This window comes from Candidatus Cloacimonadota bacterium (assembly GCA_011372345.1).
Lineage (GTDB): Bacteria > Cloacimonadota > Cloacimonadia > Cloacimonadales > TCS61 > DRTC01.
In genome coordinates, this window is sequence record DRTC01000613.1 from 1 (window position 1) to 2,931 (window position 2,931).

3 protein-coding genes are annotated in these 2,931 nt (G+C 36.1%); 1 reads left to right on the plus strand and 2 read right to left on the minus strand.

Annotation, left to right across the window (positions count from 1 at the left end):
• Both ENL20_11735 and ENL20_11740 read right to left on the minus strand, forming a co-directional pair.
• Window positions 1-422: hypothetical protein (locus tag ENL20_11735; protein ID HHE39225.1), on the minus strand; the 422-nt coding region annotated here is incomplete at its 3' end.
• 260 nt (window positions 423-682) lie between these two features.
• Window positions 683-1,951 carry an ABC transporter permease gene (locus ENL20_11740; GenBank protein HHE39226.1) on the minus strand — a complete coding sequence of 423 codons (1,269 nt, stop codon included), beginning with the start codon at window positions 1,949-1,951 and terminating at the stop codon, window positions 683-685.
• Between the two features lie 175 nt (window positions 1,952-2,126).
• On the opposite strand from ENL20_11740, the gene ENL20_11745 reads away from it, so the two are divergent.
• A complete protein-coding gene (locus ENL20_11745; protein HHE39227.1) occupies window positions 2,127-2,789 on the plus strand; it encodes a hypothetical protein in 663 nt (220 codons plus the stop codon).
• Window positions 2,790-2,931: the final 142 nt, after the last annotated feature.

The window sequence follows — 2,931 nt, forward strand, 5'->3', positions numbered from 1 at the left end:
ATTTCCATCAATTTTCTGGCGGTTCGTTTTCTCCCGAAATATGTTGAATTTCCAGAAATCCCTCTTGCCAGGAAAAGTATCCGTTTTCGCATTTTCGGATTTTGGATATACAGATAAATCCTGCGGTTCAGATTTTTCATCTTATGAAATTTGCACAACTGGTGCGGAACATCAGCAAACACCGCTTTCCTGCCGTAAGCAAGCGACTTGCTGCCATCCGAAATAATCAATTTGGGTTTTCCGTAAAGCTGGTAAAAAGCGTTGAAAAAAGATTTTCCAGGTATCGGCAGTAAGATCGGAAACCAGAGAAAAATAGAGAAGAAATCGAGAATGAATCTTTTCAAAAAAGATAATTTGTAAAACCAGTTGTGGATAGTTGCTTTACTCACTCCAAAAAGCAGCGAAAGCACTTCGAAATTCAATCCGCAGGCAACCAGAAAAACGAGCAGGAAATATTTCCCGAATTGACTTAAAACCGGCTTCCATATCTCGCTTCTATTGATTGAAAAATAAATTTTAATCAGAAATGTATCCGAACTTTTTACCTCTGAAAATTTTTATAAAAAAATTGTCAATTTGAGAAAAGATCAAATTTTAATACTTGATGTGCACTTTTCAGGATGATTTGAAAGTAAGTTAATGGATCTCATGGGGATGGAATGAATTGTCTCCATGTTCTGATCTACTCAAAATAAAAGATCGCTTTGATCGGATCGATCTTGGAAGCTTTGATCGCCGGATATAAACCGGAAAAGATTCCGATCAGAACAGAAAAGCCAATTCCTAACAAAATACCTTCTATCGGTGTGGGAAAAGTTGATTTGAGAGCTTTGGAAATGATCTGCACTACAAAGGTGGAAGCGAAGATACCAATCAGAGCAGCGATCAACGCCAGGATTACTGCTTCCAGGATGAAATGCAGGAAAATATCGGTATTGGTCGCTCCAATACTTTTCCTGATCCCGATTTCCGTCATTCTTTCATTGATAGAGATCAGAAGTGTACTGAAAAGCCCGATCCCACCCACGATCAGGGAAATAGAAGCAATTGCCGAAAGAGTCACATTCCATTTTTTCATCATTTCGTTCAATTCTTCAGTGATCTTGAACATCATTGCTCCCACATCATTAAAGGAAAAATCATGAGCCATTTTATGTTCAGCAAGAAGGTTTTGCCTGGTAACTGTTTTCATTCGTTTGAATTTTTCCGTGTTTTCAGCTTGTAAATAGATGTAATCAATAGCATTTCCTGCCCGAAGATAACGAGAACCGGTTGAAAGCGGAATATAAATACTTTTCAAATCCTGCCATCTTTCCCAGTTATTGAAGTTCATTCCAGCCTGGTTAAGAACATCATCATCCAAAACACCTATTATCTTAAAACGATTTGCTCCAATAGTCAGAATTTGACCGATAGGATCTTCATCTTTGAAATGATCTTCCGCAAAATGAAAACCGATCACGCAGACTTTAGATGCATTTATTTCTTCAAACCTGTTAAAATATCTTCCTGATTTTAAGGGATAAGTCTTGGAAGTGAAAAACATAATATTTGTCGCTCTCATCCTGACATTATGCTCTTTTTCATTCCGGAGCATACGATCATAGACTTCGACCATCCCGTAAATATATTTTGAATCGACTTCCTTTTCCAACATCTCAAAATCGTGCAAAGTTAAAGGTTTTGCTTCCCTTTTGATATACCGGAAACGCATTCTTCTACGAAAAGACTGATTTTCACTGAAACCTTCGGAAGGATAAATAATGATGGAATTGTTCCAACCCATTCCTTCCATTCTATCATTGATCAGATTCTTTAATCCGTAAATAGAAGAAAACATGGTGACTACAGCAAATACACCGATAATAATTCCAAGAAGAGTTAAAGCTGAACGCAATTTATGCGTGAAAATGTTCTGTAAACTGCTGAATAAGCTTTCGGAGAGTTTCATGTTTTTCCTTTTATCTTTTTCTTATAACAAATAATTTCAACAGCAAACTTTTGTAAATTTTTTTCTTTGATGAAAATTAAAATTGACATTTAATAGTAAATTTTGAGAATAATCTCGATTTTAAAATTTGAAAGAAAATTCTGAAATCGAAGCTTAATTTCAAATGGAGAAGTCTATGAAAACAAAGATTTTAACAGTATTATTTTCCGATGTGCAACATAAACCATCCGATATTCCCAAATTACGGGGATATTTTTCTGATAAATTTCCTGAACATACGGAACTTCACAATCATCTTCCCGACGGGAAATTTTCTTACGGATTTCCGCAGGTCCAATATCGGATTATTGAAAGACATCCCGCTTTAATCGGCTTCAATAAAGGAATTGAAGTTTTGAAAAAGATTTTCTTCGAACTTGATGAAATGATTATCAACGGTCGCAGGTATTCTCTTTTTGAAAAGGAAATATTTCTGAAAGAAACAAATTTCGGGATGTCCGATAATTTTATCGATTACAAATTTGCTTCACCTTGGATGGCTTTGAAGGAAGAAAATTATCGGAAATACAAAACATTGAATCAAATAGAACAGCAGAAATTTCTGAAACATATCTTACGGGAAAACCTGAAAACTCTCTCTAAAGGATTCGATTACACTATTCCAAATATCGAGAAAATAAAAGTGGAAGGATTTTTCAAACCGAAAATGGTAAACTTTAAGAATTTGAAAATGCAGTGCTTTACCGGTGAATTTATGGTAAATTTTCTTATTCCTGATTATCTGGGAATTGGAAAGCAGAGTGCGAGAGGTTTTGGCGTTGTAACACAATCATCCTGATTGTGACCGAAGGCGACAATGCGCATTGTCGCCTTCGGGGTTTGATTCTTTCGTTTGGGGCTGTCGCCTTCAAGATTGTTGTCCAATCCAAACGGGTATTAATATTGCGACGATGACCATCGTCGTCTTCGATTGTTGAGAG